The sequence below is a fragment of the Salinivibrio sp. SS3 genome (assembly GCF_001722105.1).
Classification (GTDB): Bacteria; Pseudomonadota; Gammaproteobacteria; order Enterobacterales; family Vibrionaceae; genus Salinivibrio; species Salinivibrio kushneri.
In genome coordinates, this window is record NZ_MEBQ01000014.1 from 1 (window position 1) to 1,499 (window position 1,499).

The window sequence follows — 1,499 nt, forward strand, 5'->3', positions numbered from 1 at the left end:
TTTGGGGTTGTATGGTTAAGTGATTAAGCGTAGACGGTGGATGCCTTGGCAGTCAGAGGCGATGAAGGACGTACTAACCTGCGAAAAGCGATGGTGAGCTGGTAAGAAGCATTTGAGCCATCGATGTCCGAATGGGGAAACCCACCTGCATAAGCAGGTATCTTAGCGTGAATACATAGCGCTAAGAGGCGAACTCGGGGAACTGAAACATCTAAGTACCCGAAGGAAAAGAAATCAATTGAGATTCCGGCAGTAGCGGCGAGCGACCCCGGAGCAGCCCTTAAGCGGCTTAGGCGTTAGGTGAACAGGTTGGAAAACCTGGCAATAAAGGGTGATAGCCCCGTAACCGACGGCGCCTTAGGCGTGAAAACGAGTAAGACGGGACACGTGATATCTTGTCTGAACATGGGGGGACCATCCTCCAAGGCTAAATACTCCTGACTGACCGATAGTGAACCAGTACCGTGAGGGAAAGGCGAAAAGAACCCCTGTGAGGGGAGTGAAATAGAACCTGAAACCGTCTACGTACAAGCAGTGGGAGCCCCATCACTAAGACACTTCATCTTAGTGAGACGCTATCACTTTGTTGATTGGGTTAACCACGCGCAGCGTGGGTCAACCGCCCAATCCAGCAGAGGTGACTTAGTGATGGGGTGACCGCGTACCTTTTGTATAATGGGTCAGCGACTTAATGTAAGTAGCTAGGTTAACCGCATAGGGGAGCCGTAGGGAAACCGAGTCTTAACTGGGCGACAGTTGCTTGCATTAGACCCGAAACCGAGTGATCTAGCCATGGGCAGGTTGAAGGTTGAGTAACATCAACTGGAGGACCGAACTCACTAACGTTGAAAAGTTAGGAGATGACCTGTGGCTAGGGGTGAAAGGCCAATCAAACTCGGAGATAGCTGGTTCTCCCCGAAAGCTATTTAGGTAGCGCCTCGGACGAACACTACTGGGGGTAGAGCACTGTTAAGGCTAGGGGGTCATCCCGACTTACCAACCCTTTGCAAACTCCGAATACCAGTAAGTGCTATCCGGGAGACACACGGCGGGTGCTAACGTCCGTCGTGGAGAGGGAAACAACCCAGACCGCCAGCTAAGGTCCCCAAGTTATCGCTAAGTGGGAAACGATGTGGGAAGGCTCAGACAGCCAGGATGTTGGCTTAGAAGCAGCCATCATTTAAAGAAAGCGTAATAGCTCACTGGTCGAGTCGGCCTGCGCGGAAGATGTAACGGGGCTAAGCGATACACCGAAGCTGCGGCAATGTCCTTATGGATATTGGGTAGGGGAGCGTTGTGTAAGCTGTTGAAGGTGTGCTGAGAGGCATGCTGGAGGTATCACAAGTGCGAATGCTGACATGAGTAACGATAAAGGGGGTGAAAAACCTCCTCGCCGGAAGACCAAGGGTTCCTGTCCAACGTTAATCGGGGCAGGGTAAGTCGGCCCCTAAGGCGAGGCCGAAAGGCGTAGTCGATGGGAAACGGGTTAATATTCCCGT

At 52.1% G+C, this 1,499-nt stretch carries 1 rRNA gene; it reads left to right on the forward strand.

The window, feature by feature from the left end:
- Positions 1–13 precede the first annotated feature (13 nt).
- Positions 14–1,499: ribosomal RNA gene (locus BGL48_RS07030) — 23S ribosomal RNA — on the forward strand; the annotation flags it as partial.